Origin of the sequence: Actinomadura rupiterrae (assembly GCF_024172125.1) — a bacterium.
In the GTDB taxonomy this organism is placed as follows: domain Bacteria; phylum Actinomycetota; class Actinomycetes; order Streptosporangiales; family Streptosporangiaceae; genus Spirillospora; species Spirillospora rupiterrae.
The window spans coordinates 623,603-641,932 of record NZ_JAMZEA010000001.1 but is presented as its reverse complement, the minus strand read 5'-3'; the positions used below and the strand labels follow the sequence as shown (position 1 = coordinate 641,932).

Annotated in this window: 11 protein-coding genes; 9 read left to right on the top strand and 2 right to left on the bottom strand. The window is 72.3% G+C overall.

Annotated elements, in window-relative coordinates:
• The first annotated feature begins 794 nt into the window (after window positions 1-794).
• The 7 genes from FHU30_RS02940 (at window position 795) to FHU30_RS02910 (ending at window position 8,753) form a co-directional block, all read left to right on the top strand.
• Window positions 795-2,303, top strand: a complete 1,509-nt coding sequence (locus FHU30_RS02940; RefSeq protein ID WP_253871136.1) for a hypothetical protein — start codon at window positions 795-797, stop codon at window positions 2,301-2,303.
• Complete coding sequence (locus tag FHU30_RS02935; RefSeq protein WP_253871126.1) at window positions 2,300-2,935, top strand: HAD family hydrolase; 636 nt, start codon at window positions 2,300-2,302, stop codon at window positions 2,933-2,935. Before FHU30_RS02940 ends, FHU30_RS02935 begins: the two co-directional genes overlap by 4 nt.
• A 57-nt stretch (window positions 2,936-2,992) precedes the next feature.
• Entirely contained in the window at window positions 2,993-3,484 is a 492-nt protein-coding gene (locus tag FHU30_RS02930; protein ID WP_253871124.1) for a DUF6912 family protein, read from the top strand.
• 140 nt (window positions 3,485-3,624) lie between these two features.
• Window positions 3,625-5,256, top strand: a complete 1,632-nt coding sequence (pruA, locus tag FHU30_RS02925; protein WP_253871122.1) for an L-glutamate gamma-semialdehyde dehydrogenase — start codon at window positions 3,625-3,627, stop codon at window positions 5,254-5,256.
• A 62-nt stretch (window positions 5,257-5,318) separates the two neighbouring features.
• On the top strand, window positions 5,319-5,852 hold the full coding sequence (locus FHU30_RS02920; RefSeq protein ID WP_253871114.1) for a hypothetical protein: 534 nt from the start codon (window positions 5,319-5,321) through the stop codon (window positions 5,850-5,852).
• Window positions 5,853-5,862: 10 nt separating this feature from the next.
• The gene (locus FHU30_RS02915) at window positions 5,863-6,585 is read left to right on the top strand and encodes an HAD family hydrolase (protein ID WP_253871112.1); all 723 of its coding nucleotides are present in this window, start codon (window positions 5,863-5,865) and stop codon (window positions 6,583-6,585) included.
• Between the two features lie 209 nt (window positions 6,586-6,794).
• A complete protein-coding gene (locus tag FHU30_RS02910) occupies window positions 6,795-8,753 on the top strand; it encodes an acetoacetate--CoA ligase (RefSeq protein ID WP_253871110.1) in 1,959 nt (652 codons plus the stop codon).
• Between the two features lie 97 nt (window positions 8,754-8,850).
• Here the strand turns inward: FHU30_RS02910 and FHU30_RS02905 are convergent, their stop codons facing one another.
• Both FHU30_RS02905 and FHU30_RS02900 read right to left on the bottom strand, forming a co-directional pair.
• Window positions 8,851-9,456, bottom strand: a complete 606-nt coding sequence (locus tag FHU30_RS02905; protein WP_253871108.1) for a hypothetical protein — start codon at window positions 9,454-9,456, stop codon at window positions 8,851-8,853.
• A gap of 79 nt (window positions 9,457-9,535) precedes the next feature.
• Window positions 9,536-10,516, bottom strand: coding sequence for a C40 family peptidase (locus tag FHU30_RS02900; RefSeq protein ID WP_253871106.1), 981 nt, complete (start codon window positions 10,514-10,516; stop codon window positions 9,536-9,538).
• 389 nt (window positions 10,517-10,905) lie between these two features.
• Here FHU30_RS02900 and FHU30_RS02895 point away from each other — a divergent pair, with 389 nt between their 5' ends.
• Window positions 10,906-12,558 carry a serine/threonine protein kinase gene (locus FHU30_RS02895; RefSeq protein WP_253871104.1) on the top strand — a complete coding sequence of 551 codons (1,653 nt, stop codon included), beginning with the start codon at window positions 10,906-10,908 and terminating at the stop codon, window positions 12,556-12,558.
• A 598-nt stretch (window positions 12,559-13,156) separates the two neighbouring features.
• Complete coding sequence (locus FHU30_RS02890; RefSeq protein ID WP_253871102.1) at window positions 13,157-18,001, top strand: NAD-glutamate dehydrogenase; 4,845 nt, start codon at window positions 13,157-13,159, stop codon at window positions 17,999-18,001.
• Window positions 18,002-18,330: the final 329 nt, after the last annotated feature.

Below are 18,330 nucleotides of genomic sequence, written 5' to 3'. Positions count from 1 at the left end.
ACCCCGCCAACCCCAACCCAACCCCCACAAAATCGCCCTCCGCAGCCCAGTGCCGCGCTGAGCCGGGCCATCGCCCGCGCCGCGCCGACCTACGCCTGCGCGAGCCGAGCCGAGCCGAGCCGAGCCGAGCCGCGCCGCGCTGCGCTTCTGCGCCGCTATGCGCCGCGCCGCTATGCGCAGCGTTCCCCCGGGCGCGTAGCGCTGCGTCCAGCGGCGGGCTGTGCCCGTGTCGCGGTGAGCTGGCCCGTCGCCCGCGTCGCGCTGTGCTGCGCCTGCGCGTGCTGCCCCGTGCCGTGCCGTGCCGTGCCGCGCTGCGCCGTGTCGCGCTGCGCCGTGCCGTGCCAGGCTCCGCCGTGCCGCGCCGCGCTGCGCTTCCGCGCTGCGTTGCCCCGGGCCGCGCAGCGCTGCGTCCAGCGGCGGGCTGTGCTCTGTCGGGCTGAGGTGGGGCGTCGCCCGCGCTGTGCTGGGTTGCGCTCTGCGCGTGCTGCCCCGGCCGTGCGCCGCTGTCGCGGCCGTTCTGTGCCGCGCTGCGCTTCGGTCGGTCGTGCCTTCCGGTGCCGTCCTGTGTTGCCTCGGGAGCGCGCTGTGCTGCGCCGGGCCGTGGATGACCGTGGTGAGAGCGGGTGGTGGTTTGGGGGGTTTGTTGTGGCCTGGTGGGGGCGGCGCGCCCGGGGAGTGGGTGGAGGTTGGGGGGTGTGGGGCCTTTGGGGGGTGGGGGGTTGGGGGGTTGGTAGAACGGGGTTCGGGGGAAAGGGGGTCGGGGCAGGGGGGATCCTGCCTAGACTGTGGCGGATATGACCGAGCTGACGGGCCGGGAAGGCGTTCCGGAGACCGGGCCGCCTGTGGCGCGCTCGGCGCGGGCGCTCGCCCTGTTGGGAATGCTCCGGGTGCACTGGGTTTTCGTGTCGCTTCTGGTGGCAGGGGCTCTGCTGCGGGTGACGGCGATGCTCGGGTACCGGTGGGTGATGTGGTTCCCGGATTCGGACGACTACCTGTCCGGGGCCGTCAACCTGAACCCGAACCTGGTCCGTCCCAGCGGGTACTCGCTGTTCCTCTGGCTGGTCAAGCCGGTGCACAGCCTGGCGGTCGTGTCGCTGTTGCAGCACCTCATGGGGCTCGCGGTGGCGGTCATGCTCTACCTGCTGGTGCGCCGGGCGCGCGCGCCGCGGTGGCTGGCGGCGCTCGCGACCGTCCCCGTGCTGCTGGACGCCAACCAGGTGCAGCTCGAACACATGTTGATGTCGGACACGCTGTTCGGCTTCCTGGTCATGGCGGCCGTCCTGGTCCTGCTGTGGCGCGGGACGGGGCGCAGGGTGCTCGCGCTCGCGGCGGCGGGCGGGCTGCTGCTCGGGCTCGCGACGATCACCCGGTCGGCGGGGCTGCCGCTGCTCGGGGTCGCCGCGCTGGTGATGCTCGTCCGGCGGACGGGCTGGCGGCCGCTCCTGGCCATGCTCGCGGCCGGCGCGGTCCCGGTCGTGGCGTACTCGGCGTGGTTCGGCATCGACCACGGGCAGTTCTCGCTGACCCGCAGCACCGGGGTGTTCCTGTACGGGCGGGTCGCGCCGTTCGCCGACTGCCAGAAGATGGACGTCCCGGTCGAGCAGATGCCGCTGTGCCTGTCGAGCGATCCGAAGCACCGGTCCGTCCGCGAGTCGTACATCTGGGGGCCGCGCGCGCCGCGCTACCGCGTCGAGGCGACCGGGTTCACACCCGAGGGGGAGCGGATCGCGTTCGACTTCGCCGTCCGCGCGATCACCCGGCAGCCCGGTGACTACGCCAAGGTCGCCGCGACCGACCTCGGCCGGACGTTCCGCTGGAACCATCCGACCTTCCCCGACCGGACGACGTACAAGCACTACCTGTTCGGCCCCGAGACGTTCAATCCGGACCCGAAGGCCGTGCCGTACGTGCGCGCCTACGACCCGGACTACAAGCCGACCGTGGCGTCCAACCCGTATGCGAGGTTCCTCGGCGCCTACCAGAAGGTCGCGTACCTGCCGGGGACGCTGCTGGGCCTGATCATCATCGGCGCGGCCGTGTTCATGGTGCGGCTGCGGCGCTGGGAGGCCCTGCTGCCCGGGCTGATCGGGACGGTCCTGCTGGTCGTCCCGGCGCTGACCGCGCAGTTCGACTACCGGTACGTCCTGCCCGCGGTGCCGTTGATGTGCCTGGCGTTCGTCCTGGCCGTGCGTCCGCCCGTCCCGGAGGAGCCCGCCGAACCCGAGGCGCCCGAGGTGGTCGAGGACGCCGAGGGGACGCGCCGCAACGGACGGATCGGACGTCTCCTAGCATCGAAGCCGTGACCCCCCTCGCAGTGATCACCGACTGGGGCGGCGTGCTGACCTCGCCCCTCAACGACGCCGTCGACGCCTGGCTGGACGCGGACCGGATCGACGCCGACCGCTACCGGACCGTCATGCGCGCCTGGGTGAAGCAGGCCTACGACGGCGCCGGCGCCAACCCCATCCACGGGCTGGAGGACGGCTCGCTCGCGCCCGCCGAGTTCGAGCGGCTCCTCGCCGCCGAGCTGCGCACCGTGGACGGCGGCCCGGTCGCCCCGGACGGCCTCATCGAGCGGATGTTCGCCGCGTTCGCGCCGGTCGAGGAGATGTACGCGCTGCTCAAGGAGGTCCGGGCGGGCGGGACGCGGACGGCCCTGCTGTCCAACTCGTGGGGGAACGCCTACCCGCGCGACCGCTGGACGGGCCTGTTCGACGCCGTGGTGATCTCCTGCGAGGTCGGCATGCGAAAGCCCGACGAGGCGATCTTCCGGCACGCCGTGGACCTGCTCGGCCTCGCGCCCGCCGAATGCGTGTTCATCGACGACATCGTCCACAACACGCGCGCCGCCGAGGCTCTGGGCATGCACGGCGTCCACCACACCACCGCGTCCGCGACCCGCGAGGCCCTCGCCGGCCTCGGCCTCCTCCGCTGACCCCGGCGCGTCTCGGTCGGCGGGGCTGAGCTGGGGTTGTGGCAGACTGGCGGGATCATGCGCGTCTACCTGCCGTCCACGCTCACCGTCCTCGCGCGGGTCCTGAAGGACCGCGAGGCCGGCCCGGCCCCGCTGACCGGGTACGCGGTCACGCCGGCGCTGCGCGAGTGGTACGCCGCGGGCGACACCGAGGAGCTGGAGTACGCGGCGCTGACGGCCGCGGCCCGCGCCTCGCTGCGGCTGCTGGCGGACGATCCGGAGGCCGCGCCGCGCCGCGTGGTGCTGGCCGCCGAGGTCCCGGACGAGGCGGTCCGCCCGGCGCGGGACGAGGACGACCCCGCCCGCGTGGAGATCACCGCCGCCGTCCCGTGGAAGAGGATCGCGTCCGGCCACGTGGACGACGCGGAGGCCGAGACCGACGTGCGCGCCGCCGTGGCGGCCGTCCCCGCGGCCGATGCGGGCGACGACGACGCGCTCTTCACCGTGGACGGCGCCGAGGGCCACGAGCTCCTCTGGTACGCCACCCAGGAACTCGTCCACCTCCTCTGAACCACCCGCCCGGCGTCCCCAATGATGATGCGCCGGAAGCCGCCCCAGGACGTCCGGTGTGGTCGGGGGCTGCGTAGCGGCCTCTGGGGCGGGTAGATCTCCGGTCCTGACGACGATGTCGGAGATCAGGGGAGCTTTCCATGGACGCCGTCACCAACGTGCCGGATCCGGTCAACGAGCCGGTGAAGGGGCATGCTCCGGGCAGTCCCGAGCGGGCCGCGCTGGAGGCGAGGATCAAGGAGCTGGCCGGCGAGCCCGTCGAGCTGACCATGACGATCGGCGGCGAGCGCCGGCTCGGCGGCGGCGACCCGATCGAGGTGGTCGAGCCGCACCGGCGCGCGCACGTGCTCGGCACGATGGGGAACGCGACGCCGCTGGACGTCCGGGAGGCGGTGAGCGCGGCGCGGGAGGCCGCGCCCGGCTGGCGGGCGATGGCGTTCGAGGACCGCGCGGCGATCTTCCTCAAGGCGGCCGACCTGCTGTCCGGGCCGTGGCGGCCGACGCTGAACGCGGCGTCGATCCTCGGCCAGTCCAAGTCGGTGCACCAGGCGGAGATCGACGCGGCGGTCGAGCTGATCGACTTCTGGCGGTTCAACGTGGCCTACGCGCGGCGGCTGTACGAGCAGCAGCCGATCAGCTCGCCGGGCGTGTGGAACCGGATGGACTACCGGCCGCTGGAGGGCTTCGTCCTGGCGATCACGCCGTTCAACTTCACCTCGATCTCGGGGAACCTGCCGACCTCGCCCGCGCTGATGGGGAACACGGTGGTGTGGAAGCCGTCGCCGACGCAGCAGCTCGCGGCGCACCACACGATGCGGCTGCTGGAGGCGGCCGGGCTGCCGCCGGGCGTGATCAACCTGGTCACCGGGGACGGCGCGGCCGTGTCGGAGGTCGCGCTGGCCCATCCGGACCTCGCCGGGATCCACTTCACCGGCTCCACCCGGACGTTCCAGCACCTCTGGCGGACGGTCGGTGAGAATCTCACGAACTATCACGGCTACCCGCGGATCGTCGGGGAGACGGGCGGCAAGGACTTCGTCGTCGCGCACCCGTCCGCCGACATCGGCGTCCTGAAGACGGCGCTGGTCAGGGGCGCGTTCGAGTACCAGGGGCAGAAGTGCTCGGCGGCCTCGCGCGCCTACATCCCGCAGTCGCTCTGGACGCGGATGCGGGACGACCTGGTGGCCGAGGTCGAGTCCCTGCCGATGGGCAACGTCGCCGAGGACCTGAACCTCTTCCTCGGCGCAGTGATCGACGACCGGGCGTTCGCCAAGCACAAGGCCGCGCTCGAACGCGCCCGCGCGACGTCCACCATCGACGTCGTGGCCGGCGGGACGGCGGACGACTCGGAGGGCTGGTTCGTCCAGCCGACCGTCCTGACCTGCACCGATCCCGAGGACGAGGTCTTCACGACCGAGTACTTCGGCCCGATCCTCGGCGTCCACGTGTACCAGGACGCCGACTACGACGCGATGCTGCGGCAGATGGAGGGCGTCGCGCCCTACGCGCTGACCGGCGCCGTGATCGCCGAGGACCGCGCCGCGATCGCCGCCGCCACCGAGAAGCTGCGGTTCGCGGCGGGCAACTTCTACATCAACGACAAGCCGACCGGAGCGGTCGTCGGGCAGCAGCCGTTCGGCGGGGCGCGGGCGAGCGGCACCGACGACAAGGCGGGCTCGCCGCTCAACCTGACCCGCTGGGTGAACGCCCGGGCGATCAAGGAGACCTTCGTGCCGCCGACCGACTACCGCTACCCGCACATGTCCGGCTGACCACCACCGACCACGAAGAACCACCGACCACGAAGAACTGCCGGACCACGATCGGGGGACGTGTGCGGCGTGCAGTGGGGGCGGCGATCGCCGGGCTGGCGGTCGCGGGCGCGGCCGCGCTCGTCACGGCTCCCTGGCGCAAGCACGAGTCCGGTCCGGTGGACGCGGCGCAGGCGGCCTCGCATCTGAAGGTGTCCGCGGATCCGGCGGTCCGTCCGGTCGGCGGCGACCGGCTGGTCCCCGGCGGACGGTTCAGCTACGGCTTCACGGTGACCAATGCCGGGAAGCGGCCCGTCCGCGGGCTGGTGGCGCGCAGCGAGAAGGTCGTCGGCGGACGCGCCGGGACAGGCCTGTCCGTCGAGTCGGTGAGCGACCCGTCCTGCGCCCGGACGGACCGGGTGATCTGCAGTTTCCCGGCCCTCGCGACGGGGGAGCGGCGCTCGGTGAAGGTGGTCGGCGTCGCGTCCGCGGAGCGGCACCGCGGGGACCTCCTGCAGATCAACACCTACCTTGCTGCCGTCTCGCCGGGGGTGAACGGCCAGCTGTCGTTCGAGGTGCTGGGGCGGGCCGTCCCGACCGTGACCGCGTTCAGCTAATCTCGCGCCCATGCCGACGAAGAACCGCCTGGTGCTCTGGAACGTGGACCACACCCTCGTGGATGTCGGGCGGGTCACCCGGGACGCCTATGCCGAGGCGTTCCTGCGGACGACGGGCCGCCGGCTGGTCCGGCTCGCGCCCACCCCCGGACGCACCGAGTCGGAGATCATCTTCGAGACGCTGGCGTTCAACGACATCGTCACGACCGACGACCACCTGCCCGCATTCATGGAAGCCCTGACCGACGCGTTCGCCGAGCGCCGCGGCGACCTCGCCATGCACGGGCGGGTCCTGCCGGGCGCGCGCGAGGCCGTGGACGCACTGTCCCGGCTGCCGGGGACGGTGCAGTCCGTCCTGACCGGTTCGCTCCAGCCGAACGCCGGGCTGAAGCTGACCGAGCTGGGCCTCGCCGAGCACCTGGACCTCCAGGCGGGCGGCTACGAGAACGGCGTCTACTCCAAGGCGGCGCTGCTGGAGGTCGCGCGGTCGCGTGCGGGCGAGCGGCACAGCGCGGTGTACGGCGAGAAGCAGACCGTCTACATCGCCGACCACCCCCGGGACGTCCAGGCCGCGCACATCGCCCGGTCGCCGATCATCGCGGTCGCGACCGGCAGCGCCACGGTCGCCGAGCTGCGCGCGGCGGGCGCGGACGCCGTCCTGTCCGACCTGACCGACACCGACGCGGTCGTCCGGGCGGTCAAGGAGCAGACCGACGCCGACGGACCATCGTAGAGCTGACCGAGGCCGGCGGGCGGTCACGGAGCTGACCGACGCCGGCGGGCGGTCGTGGAGCTGACCGACGCCGGCTGAGCAGGCATGTGTGGGCCGTCCACATGTGCGGACCGGGATCGTCCGAGGTCGCGAGGGTTGCGCCGGACGGTTCCCGGGTCCGATCCTGGGAACGCTTCGCGACGTGGCGGGGCTGGAAGGGGAGTTTGCGCATGTCCCAGCAGGTGCCCGAGGGTCTTCCGCTGTGGGAGCCGTCCGACGAGGTGGTGGCGAACGCGCGCGTGACGCACTACCAGAACTGGCTGATGGACAGGGGCGTCCTCACCGAGTCCTACGCGGACCTCTGGAAGTGGTCGACGACCGAGATCGACGCCTTCTGGGACTCGGTCTGGGAGTACTTCGGCGTGCTCGGCGAGCGCGGCGACGGCCCGGTCCGCTCGGGCGGGCCGATGCCGGTGGACGGGCTGCGCTGGTACCCGGGCGCGACCCTGAACTACGCGCGCAACGCCCTGGAGCTCGCGGACGGCGATCCGGAGGACGCGGCCGTGGTCTTCCGCTCGGAGGCGGGCGGGCACCGCGTGATCAGCCGCCGCGCGCTGGCCGCGCACGTCGCCGAGGTCCGCGCGGGCCTGGTCGCTCTCGGCGTCGGACGCGGTGACCGGGTCGCGGCGTACATCCCGAACATCCCCGAGGCGCTGGTCTGCTTCCTCGCGACGGCCTCGCTCGGCGCGATCTGGTCGTCCTGCTCGCCGGACTTCGGGGCGTCCTCGGTGATCGACCGGTTCGCGCAGATCGAGCCGAAGGTCCTGATCGCGGTGGACGGCTACGCCTACAACGACCGCCGCTTCGACCGGCGCGACGTCGTCCGGGACATCGAGGCCGCGCTGCCCACGGTGTCCACGACCGTGCTGATCCCCTACCTCGACCCGGCCTCGGCGCCGGACGGCCTGCGCCACGGCATCTCCTATGCCGACCTGCCCCGCTCGGCCGACGCGATGGAGTACGAGGACGTCCCGTTCGAGCACCCGCTGTGGGTCGTCTACTCGTCCGGGACGACCGGCCTGCCGAAGCCGATCGTGCACGGGCACGGCGGGATCGTCCTGGAGCACCTCAAGGGCCTGTCCTTCCACCAGGACCTCGGTCCCGGCGACGTGTTCTTCTGGTACACCACCACCGGCTGGATGATGTGGAACTACCTGGTCGGCGGCCTGCTGGTCGGCGCGACGGTGGTGATGTACGACGGCGCGCCCGGCGACCTGTGGCAGCTCGTCGCCGACAGCGGCGTGACCTACATGGGCGTCGGCGCGCCCTACATCACGGCGTCGATGAAGCTGCGCCGCCGTCCCGGCGCGAAGTACGACCTGTCCCGGCTGCGCGGGATCGGCTCGACCGGCTCGCCGCTGCCGCCCGAGGGCGCCGCCTGGGTCTACGACGCGGTCAGCAAGGACGTGCTGGTCGGCTCGATGTCCGGCGGGACGGACGTGTGCACCGCCTTCCTCGGGCCGTCGCCGCTGCTGCCGCTGTACGCGGGCGTGCTCCAGTGCCGCGGCCTCGGCGCGAGGATCGAGTCGTTCTCCGAGGCGGGCGAGCCGGTCGTCGACGAGGTCGGCGAGCTGGTGCTCACCGAGCCGATGCCGTGCATGCCGGTCTTCTTCTGGAAGGACGAGGGCGGGCACCGCTACCGCGAGTCCTACTTCGAGATGTTCCCCGGCGTGTGGCGGCACGGCGACTGGATCAAGATCCGCCCGGACGGCGGCTGCGTCATCTACGGCCGTTCGGACTCGACGCTGAACCGCGGCGGCATCCGGATGGGCACCGCCGACTTCTACCGCGTGGTCGAGGCGTTCGACGAGATCGCCGACAGCCTGGTCATCGACACCGGGCGCCTCGGCGAGGAGGGCCGCCTCCTGCTCTACGTCCAGATGGCCGAGGGGGCGGAGTTCAGCGACGAGCTGGCCGACCGGTTGAAGCGCGAGCTGCGGTCGGCGCTGTCGCCCCGGCACGTCCCGGACGAGTTCCATGTCGTCCCGGGCGTCCCGCGCACGCTGTCGGGGAAGAAGCTCGAAGTGCCCGTCCGGAAGATCCTCCAGGGCACGCCGATCGAGAAGGCCGCCAACACGGGCGCCATGGCCAACCCCGAAGTGCTGAAGTACTACACCCCGGAAAACTGACCCGCGCGTAGGGCTCAGTGGCCTGCCGGGTGGCGAAGTTGGCTTGCCGGGTGGCTGAGTTGGCTTGGCGTATGGCTGAGTTGGGTTGCCGGGTGGCTCAGTTGGCTTGGCGGGACTTGCCGTAGGCGAGGATGTCGGCTCGGCGGTAGAGGCGGCGGACGCGTCCGCCGCCTAGGGGTTCCTCGTGCGCGGGCGTAGGCCAGCCCGCGGGAGGACGCTTGGCGTAGACGGTGGCGCTCGACTGGGCGAGCCCGAGTATGCGGGCCGCTTCGGCGAGCGTCACCAGGTCGTCCGGACGCTCGTCCGGTGCGGCGGCCTTCGCCTCATACGCGCTGTACCAGGCGGACCATTCGGCGTCGTCCCAGTAGAGGGCCTTGCCGACCTGGCGCGCCGGAGCGGGATGCCCATTGTCGACGCGTTCGCTCCACAGCTGCTTCAGCCGGTGGCGGCTCAGGCCGTGCTTCGCGCCGAGCTCATCGCGGGTGAGCAGGCCGGGCGGGATGTCCTCGGCCTCGCGCGCGGCGTACCACGCGTCCCAGGCGTCGGCGTCCCATGCTTTCTGCGAGCCGACCGTCCCGACGGGTTCCGGATGGCCGTTGTCGGCGCGCTCCCGGTACCACTTCTCCAGCGTGCTGCGCCCGATGCCGCGCTCGGCCATCAGGTCGGCGCGGGTGTAGACGCGTCGTCCGTCCAGGAAGGTCATGGGCTCGATTATCGGAGCACCGGCCCGCGCCGCGCCGCCGACTCCTCGGTGGCGGCCGCCCGCGCGGGCCGGCGGACGATCAGGATTGGTCGGTCATCTCGGACAACGCGGTCTCCGATTCGGACGCGTCGTATCCGGTCTCGTTCGTGTTCGGGCGCCCCTCGGTAGTGTCGGGCTGCGCCTCGGGTGGTCCGGGCCGCACTCTAGGCGGCGGCTCGGACCGCGGCTGCGACCGTGTAGCGGTCGGCGGCGCCGGCGGCAGTTCCGGCAGCGGCACCCAGCCGGGACGCGCGGCCCCGACGTAATGCGTCCGGTACCAGCCGCGCAGCCGCTCGAACGTCACGGTCCTGCCGGTGTGGGGCGAGTGGATGAACAGCCCCTTCCCGGCGTAGATCCCGACGTGCCCGAGACCGTGGAAGAACACCAGGTCCCCGGGGCGCAGCCGGTTCACCGGCACGTGCGGCCGGGTGCGCTGGAACTGGTCGGCCGCGACGCGCGGCAGCTTGATCCCGGCGTGCCGCCAGGCCTGCTGGGTCAGCCCCGAGCAGTCGAACCCGCCGCGTCCGTTCCCGCCCCACACGTAGGGCGTACCGATCTGCCACGTCGCGTAGCGGACGGCGCGCGCGGCGCGCGCCTCCCAGCGGCGCACCATCTGGGTGCGCTGCCTCCGGACGGCCTGCCGCTGGGCGGCGCGCATCCGGTCGCTGAGCTCGGCTCGTCCGAGCCGGGTGTGCAGCGTCCGCCCGCGCTCGGCGCGCCCGGCCCGCCGGGCCGGCCGGGCCGGCCGCACGGCGCTGGACGCCTTCGTGTACCTGGTCTGCGCCTCCGCTCGTCGCGCCCGGCCCACGTCCGCGGACAGCGCGGACCTCGCCCGGACGGCTCGCTTCGGAACCTCTCCTTCTCCCATCGGGTCCTGCATCGGACTCGCGGTCGCCTCGCCGCTGCCTGCGGCGCTGCGCACTGGAAGCGGCCGGGCCTCGGCCACTCCGGTCCCCAGCGCGAGCGTCAGGCTCACGGTGAGCGGGACCGCGCCGGTCACGGCCTTTAAGGGGATGGACATGCCTGTCGTACCTCCTTGCAAGATCGTCAGGCGGACCGATACCCGCGACGCACCGCTCACACTCGGAAATTCTCCGAAAACAAGGCTCTGACCAGGGATTATGTGGGGCAGTGCCGGGATTGTGTGGTATCGCGAAGCGGCCCGTCCCACTAGGCTTGAGCGGACCGAAACCGTCCGATGCGGCGTGTCGGGTCAGATCGCGTCGTAAGGTCGCAGGGACGGGTGAACCTCCCTGCGCGCTGGTGCGTCCCACAGTCACCGGGACCGCCCCGCGCGGTCGCGGCCGGTGATCGACCGAGGCGGACGGGGACGTCGCGACGGCTCCGCGGGGGACGGCGCCGCGGCGGCGGTTCGGTCCGACGACAACACGAGAGGGGCGGTCGCGCGACATGGAGGTTGGGGCCCTGCGGTCCGGTGACCCGGAGCGGCTGGGACAGTACGCCCTGATCGGCCGGCTCGGCGAGGGCGGCCAGGGCACCGTCTACCTCGCCGCCGGCGACGACGGCCGCCGGGTGGCGGTCAAGCTGCTGCACTCCGACCTCACCTCCGACGACAGGGCCCGCGCGCGGTTCCTGCGCGAGCTCGACGTCGCCAAGCGCGTCGCGCCGTTCTGCACCGCGCAGGTCATCGACGCCGACGCGAACGGCGACCGGCCCTACATCGTCAGCGAGTACGTGCCCGGCCCGTCGCTGAACCAGCTCGTCCTGGACGAGGGCCCGCTCGCGGGCGCGGCGCTGGAGCGGCTCGCGGTCGGCACCGCGACGGCGCTGGCCGCCATCCACCAGGGCGACATCGTGCACCGCGATTTCAAGCCGCACAACGTGCTGATCGGCCCGGACGGCCCGCGCGTCATCGACTTCGGGGTGGCGCGCGCGATCAGCGGCTCCACCACGCTCACCAGCAAGGTGATCGGCACGCCGTCCTACATGGCGCCCGAGCAGATCCGCGCGGAGGGCGCGGGCACCCCGGCCGACGTGTTCTGCTGGGCCGCGACCGTGGTGTTCGCCGCGACCGGCCGGCCGCCCTTCGGCCAGGACACCATCCCCGCCGTGATCAACCGGATCCTGCACGAGGAGCCGGACCTCGGCGCGCTCGAAGGCGCGCTCGACGGGCCGCTGCGCGACCTGGTCACCGACTGCCTCGCCAAGGACCCGGCGTCCCGGCCGCACGCCCGCCAGGTGCTGATGCGGCTGCTCGGGCACGAGGACTACAGCACCCAGGCCACGCCCGTCCCGGCGGCCGTGCAGGCCCCCGCCGAGGACGCGACCTCGATCCTCGCCGCGGGCAGCGTCGTCGCCGCCGACTTCGTCGAGGAGAACGAGCGCCAGCGGCGCCGCTTCGGCCGCCGCCGCACGAACCCCACCCCGATCCCGGTCCAGCCCGCGGCGCAGGACCAGGCCGCCGCTCAGAACCAGGCCGCCGCCGCGCAGAACCAGGCCGCTGCGCAGGGCCACTCCCCGGCGCAGGATCAGGCTCCCCGGCGGCTCCCGACACCGGCCGAGTTCGCCGCGCAGCAGGGCGGCGACGACGCCTTCGCGCGCACCCGCGGCATCTCGCCGCTCGACGCGCGCACCACGCAGCCGAAGGGCGCCCCGCCGCGGCGCTCCTCGCTCGTCGGCAGGCTCGGCACCGGCCGCGCCGCCGCCCTCGCGGGCGCGGTCGCCGCGCTGGTCGCCGTCGTCATCGTCTCGGCCGTCCTCGCGCTGGGCTCAGGGAACAAGGGCGCGGCGACGCAGAAGGTCGGCGACAACGACCCGCAGCCCACGTCCTCCCTGCCGGCCGACACCCAGCCCGACAGCCCGACCACCGCGCCCACCCGGCACCGTCCGACCGACACCGGGACGCCGACCGACACCCCCAGCGACACCCCGTCCGGCAGCGACTCGCCCACGCCGTCCGACACCCCCACGAAGACGCACCCGACGCCGAGCGACAGCGTCACCCCGACGCACCCCACCACCCCGCCGACCTCGCCGACGGACCCGCCCACCTCCCCGACCGCCCCGCCCACCGGCACCGGCCACACCCCCGCGGGAACGTGACCGCCCTCCGAATCGCGGACACCGGCTGAGCCTGAACGGATGCCGACCGGTTCCGAACGGGCGCCGTCCGTCTCCAAAGCTCGGGCACCTGCGGCCCGCGGCTGGACACCCCGGAATGTCACCCGTCGAGTGCGGCTCGGCGGGTGTTTCGGCGTTCGGGCCGGACGGGGACGGCGGGGTGTTTCGGCGTTCGGGGCGGACGGGACGGCGGGGTGTGACGGGTTCGGGGCCGACCGAAACGTGATCTTCGCCACGTTCGCCCCGGCCGGACCCGGCCATGCGCTGCGAAGACCGCTCCCCGGACGGTCCGCGGAGCGCCGTCCGGCACCGGCGTGTTGGGCCGTGTCCGCCGCGCGCCGGGACGCCGCGCCGTAGGCTGGAAGCCGCTGGAGACGGCGTTCGCGACGACCTCGCGGGCCCTCTCCCGACCGGCTGAAACCGGCCGGAAACCACCGTGACCTCCGCCATGGGACCGCCATGTGACCGGCGCGTCAGAACGGCGCCGCCCAAGTCGGCTTTTTGGTCATTCCTGGCTACGCTGACGCAAGTGAGCAGCGCCACAACGGAGTGGCGAGGTCTCTTCTTCGGGAGTTGTTTGATGGGCGGCAAGCTCGACCAGGCCAAGGACGACCTGTTGAGGAGGGCGGCGGAGACCTGTCTCCAAGGCTCCGGTTCGCGGGGGGACGATCTCGACGACGCCGTCGCCTTCCTCCGCCTCTACTACCGGCACGTGGCGCCGGAGGACCTGCTCGCCCGCGATCCCGCCGACATCTGCGGTCCGGCCATGGCGCACCGGTCGCTCGGCGAGGAGCGGCCGCAGGGCCGGGCCAAGGTCCGCGTCTTCACCCCCACGCTGGAGGAGTGCGGCTGGGACCCCGGGCACACCGTCGTGCAGGTGGTCACCGACGACATGCCCTTCCTGGTGGACTCGGTGACGATGGAGCTGAACCGGCACCACTACACCACCCACATGGTCGTCCACCCCCTGCTCGGCGTGGACCGCGACGTCGCCGGGCACCTGCGCGGGTTCCGCTCCAACCTGGAGAGCCCGACCGACATCGACGAGTCCTGGATCCACATCGAGATCGACCGGACCAGCGAGCGCGCCCGGCTGGAGCAGCTGGAGGACGACCTCCAGCGCGTCCTGCAGGACGTGCGCGTCTCGGTCGAGGACGAGCCGAAGATGCGCGCCCGCGCCAACGAGATCGCCGAGCTCGTCGCGAGCACCCCGCCGCCGGTCCCGGAGAGCGAGCGGGACGAGACCGTCGAGCTGCTCGACTGGCTCGCCGACGGCCACTTCACCTTCCTCGGCTACCGCGACTACACCCTCACCGACGACGGCGACGCGCTGATCCCCGTCCCCGGCACCGGCCTCGGCATCCTGCGCAACGACAAGCCCGAGTCCGGCGGCTTCGCCGCGCTGCCCCCCGAGGTGCGCGAGAAGGCCACCGAGAAGAAGCTGCTGATCGTCACCAAGGCGAACTCCCGCTCGACCGTCCACCGCCCGCTCTACCTGGACTACATCGGCGTCAAGAAGTTCGACGACAACGGCGAGGTCGTCGGCGAACGCCGGTTCCTCGGCCTGTTCACGCACGTCGCCTACAGCGAGTCGATCGCGCACATCCCGGTGCTGAAGCGCAAGCTCGACCAGGTGCTGGAGATGGCCGGGTTCACCCCCGGCAGCTACGACGGCCAGGACCTCGTCGAGATCCTGGAGACCTACCCCCGCGACGAGCTGTTCCAGATCTCCGCCGAGGAGCTGCTGCCGATCGCGCTCGGCGTGCTACGCCTCCGCGAGCGCCGCCAGCTGAAGCTGTTCCTGCGCAAGGACGCCTACGGGCGGTTCATGTCCTGCATGGTGTACCTCCCGCGGGACCGCTACACCACCAAGATCCGGCTGCGCATCCAGGAGATCCTGCGCCGCGCCTTCCACGGCGTCGCGGTCGACTACAGCGCCAACGTCACCGAGTCCATGCTCGCCCGCCTGCACGTGGTCGTGCGCGGCGAGCGCGGCCAGGAGCTGCCGGACGTCGACGTGGACGAGCTGGAGTCCCGGCTCGCCGCCGCGACCCGCTCCTGGGCGGACGACCTGGCCGACGCGATCGTCGAGCAGTGCGGCGAGGAGAACGCCGGCGAGCTGACCCGCCGCTACGGCGACGCGTTCCCCGAGGGCTACAAGGCCGACTTCCCGGCCCGTACAGCGGTGCACGACCTGCGCCGCCTCGCCGCGCTCGGCTCCGGCGCCGACTCGGACGAGGTCACTGAGGACACCACGATCAACCTGTACGAGCCGTTCAATGCCGGGCCCGGCGAGCGGCGGCTCAAGATCTACCGGCTCGGCGACCCGATCTCGCTGACCCGCGTCCTGCCGCTGCTGTCCAACATGGGCGTCGAGGTGGTGGACGAGCGGCCGTACGAGATCCACACCGGGGACGGCCGCCGGTACTGGATCTACGACCTCGGGCTGCGCTACGAGCCCGCCGCCGACGTCCCCGACGAGGACGTCAAGGCGCTGTTCCAGGACGCCTTCGAGGCGCTGTGGCGCGGCGACATCGAGAACGACGGGTTCAACGCGCTCGTCCTGCACACCGGGCTCAACTGGCGGCAGACGATGATCCTGCGCGCCTACGCCATGTACCTCCGGCAGACCGGGACGTCCTTCTCCAAGCGCTACATCGAGGGCGTGCTGCTGCGGAACCCGCTGATCACCCGGCTGCTCGTCCGGCTGTGGGAGTCGCGCCTGGACCCGTCGCTCGCGGGCGGCGAGGCCGAGCGGTCCGAGGGCATCACCGAGGAGGTCACCGGCCGCCTCGACGAGGTCGCCAGCCTCGACGAGGACCGGATCCTGCGCGCCTACCTCGCGATGATCCAGGCGACCCTGCGCACCAACCACTACCAGAACAAGCCGTACCTGGCGCTGAAGTTCGACCCCGAGGGCATCCCGGACCTGCCGCTGCCCAAGCCCAAGTTCGAGATCTTCGTGTACTCGCCGCGGGTCGAGGGCGTCCACCTGCGGTTCGGGTCGGTCGCGCGCGGCGGCCTGCGCTGGTCCGACCGGCGCGAGGACTTCCGCACCGAGATCCTCGGTCTGGCCAAGGCGCAGGCGGTGAAGAACACCGTCATCGTCCCGGCCGGGGCGAAGGGCGGGTTCGTCGGCAAGCAGCTGCCCGACCCGTCCGACCGCGAGGCGTTCCAGGCGGGCGGCATCGCCTGCTACAAGGAGTTCATCTCCGGCCTGCTCGATCTCACCGACAACCTGGTGGACGGCAAGGTCGTCCCGCCGCCGGACGTCGTCCGGCACGACGGCGACGACACCTACCTCGTCGTCGCCGCCGACAAGGGCACCGCGACGTTCTCCGACATCGCCAACGGCGTCGCCGCCGAGTACGGCTTCTGGCTCGGCGACGCGTTCGCCTCCGGCGGCTCGGTCGGCTACGACCACAAGGCGATGGGCATCACCGCCCGCGGCGCGTGGGAGTCGGTCAAGTACCACTTCCGCTCGCTCGGCAAGGACGTCCAGAACGAGGACTTCACCGTCGTCGGCATCGGCGACATGTCCGGCGACGTGTTCGGCAACGGGATGCTGCTGTCGGAGCACATCCGGCTCATCGCCGCGTTCGACCACCGGCACATCTTCATCGACCCGGACCCCGACCCGGCCCGCTCGTTCGCCGAGCGGCACCGGATGTTCGCGCTGCCGCGCAGCTCGTGGGCCGACTACGACGCGTCCCTGATCTCCAAGGGCGGCGGCGTGTTCCCGCGCAGCGCCAAGTCCATCAAGCTCACCCCGGAGATGCGGGCCGCGCTCGGCATCGACGAGGGCGTGCTCGCCATGGCCCCGTACCAGCTGATCCACGCCGCCCTGCGCGCGCCGGTGGACCTGCTGTGGAACGGCGGCATCGGCACCTACGTCAAGGCGTCCACCGAGAACAACGCCGACGTCGGCGACAAGGCCAACGACCTGCTCCGGGTGGACGGCGCGGACCTGCGCTGCAAGGTCGTGGGCGAGGGCGGCAACCTCGGCCTCACCCAGCTCGGCCGGATCGAGTTCGCCCGCGCCGGCGGCCTGGTCAACACCGACTTCATCGACAACTCGGCCGGTGTGGACACCTCCGACCACGAGGTCAACATCAAGATCCTGCTCGACCAGGTCGTGCGGGACGGCGAGCTGACCCGCAAGCAGCGCGACACCCTGCTCTACGAGATGACCGACGAGGTCGGCGAGCTGGTGCTGCGCGACAACTACGCGCAGAACGCGGTGCTCGCCGCGTCCCGCGCGCAGGCCCCCTCGATGCTGCACGTGCACGCCCGCTACCTGCGCAAGCTGGAGCGGGACGGCCGGCTCAAGCGGCGCCTGGAGTCCCTCCCGGACGACAAGGCCCTCGCCGAGCGCCGCCAGGCCGGGCTCGGCCTGACCGGCCCGGAGTTCTCGGTGCTGCTCGCCTACGCCAAGCTCACCCTGGACGACGAGCTGATCGCCAACGGCCTGCCGGACGACCCCTACCTGGCGTCCTGGCTGGTCGACTACTTCCCGACCCCGCTGCGCGAGCGGTTCCGCGAGCACATGGACCGGCACCCGCTGCGCCGCGAGATCATCACCACCGCGGTGGTGAACGACGTGATCAACAACTCCGGCACCTCGTTCGTGTTCCGGCTGAACGAGGAGACCGGCGCGTCGTCGTCCGACATCTCCCGCGCCTACCTGGTCGCCCGCGAGGTCTTCGACATGCCGCGCTTCTGGCGCTCGGTCGACGCCCTGGACTACCAGGTGGAGGAGTCGACGCAGATCGCGATGCTGCTGGAGGCCCGCAAGCTCACCGAGCGCGGCTCCCGCTGGCTGCTGCACAACCGGCGCCCCCCGTTCGACATCCAGGAGACCATCGACTACTTCGGCGGCGGCGCGGTCGCGCTGTCGGCGCAGTTCCCCAAGCTGCTCACCGGCCCCGACCTGGCCGCCTTCGAGCAGCGCCGCGACTACTTCGCCGAGCTCGGCGTCCCGGACGAGCTGGCCGAGAAGACCGCCATGTTCGTCCCGGCCTTCTCCACGTTCGACCTGGTCACCATCGCCAAGGACACCGGCCGTCCGGTCGAGGAGGTCGCCGAGGTCTACTTCGACCTGGCCGACCGCCTCGACATCACCCGGCTGCGCGAGCGCATCATCGCCCTCCCGCGCGACGACCGCTGGCGCTCCATGGCCCGCTCGGCCCTCCGGGACGACCTGTACGCGGCGCACGCGGCCATCACCCGCGAGGTCCTGCTCACCTCCGCCTCGGGCACCGAGCCGGAGGAGCGCCTCGCGTCCTGGGCCGAGAAGAACCGCACGGCCGTCAACCGGGCCCAGCAGACGCTGACCGAGATCTGGGAAAGCGACAGCTTCGACCTGGCCACGCTGTCCGTCGCCCTGGGCGCGATCCGCACCCTGGCCAACGCCAGCGGCCTGTAGGCCCTTGCTGCTGAGGCCCCCGCCATTGTGGCGGGGGCCTTGGCTTTTGCGGAGTTATCCACAGGCCGGGGGTCGGCTTGTGATCAGAACGGGTGCTGCCCGAGGATCGTCACTGTCAGCCACCAGTGACGAAGGGATCACAGAAATGCACCCGTCCCAGGCATGGCCGCTCATCGCCGCGGCCGTCGCCGTGATGGCCGCCATCCTCCGCCGCATGGGCCTGGTCCGCCGAGACCCCGACTCCGTTCCTGCCGTGCCGCCCGCCCCGTCCCCGGCTCCGCCCTCTCAGCCCACCCCACGAACCGGCCTGAGAGCCGCAGCAATCCTGC